The sequence below is a fragment of the Escherichia sp. 93.1518 genome (assembly GCF_013368915.2).
GTDB lineage: Bacteria > Pseudomonadota > Gammaproteobacteria > Enterobacterales > Enterobacteriaceae > Escherichia > Escherichia ruysiae.
The window spans coordinates 1-606 of record NZ_JABWMT020000100.1 but is presented as its reverse complement, the minus strand read 5'-3'; the positions used below and the strand labels follow the sequence as shown (position 1 = coordinate 606).

At 53.6% G+C, this 606-nt stretch carries 1 protein-coding gene; it reads left to right on the top strand.

Features of this window, described 5'->3' with window-relative positions:
• Positions 1-177: 177 nt before the first annotated feature.
• On the top strand, positions 178-285 hold the full coding sequence (locus HEN21_RS22585) for a type I toxin-antitoxin system toxin Ldr family protein (protein WP_137544262.1): 108 nt from the start codon (positions 178-180) through the stop codon (positions 283-285).
• Positions 286-606: the final 321 nt, after the last annotated feature.

Sequence of the window (606 nt, the reverse complement as noted above, 5' to 3'; positions counted from 1 at the left end):
AGGGTTCCGGTGAGGCGCAATGTTGCGGGGGCTTTATCCCTGGTGGCATTGGTTGCTGGAGAGAGAAAACCCCCGCACGTTGCAGGTATATACCTGACAACATCACGGGGGCCATTCTTGCATCCAAACAATACAAGAATAGCCGCGAAACGTTGTCATTACAACACAGGCGGCTATATGACGCTCGCAGAACTGGGCATGGCCTTCTGGCATGATTTAGCAGCTCCGGTCATTGCTGGCATTCTTGCCAGTATGATCGTGAACTGGCTGAATAAGTGGAAGTAACGTGTCATGCGGGCGTCAGGCTGCCGTAATGGCAATTTGCGCCCGGACCAGGCCGCAGGGGTGAAACTCTGCGGCCTTTTTCGTAAGAAAAATGCAACGGTTGCAAGCCGGTAATATTCTGCGGAACGCACAGCACAGAGTGAAGAAGTGATGGATTTCGAAGCGGAAAAACAGTCGTAGAATCAGCGGCAAGCCGGAGGGTTCCGGTGAGGCGCAATGTTGCGGGGGCTTTATCCCTGGTGGCATTGGTTGCTGGAGAGAGAAAACCCCCGCACGTTGCAGGTATATACCTGACAACATCACGGGGGCCATTCTTGCATC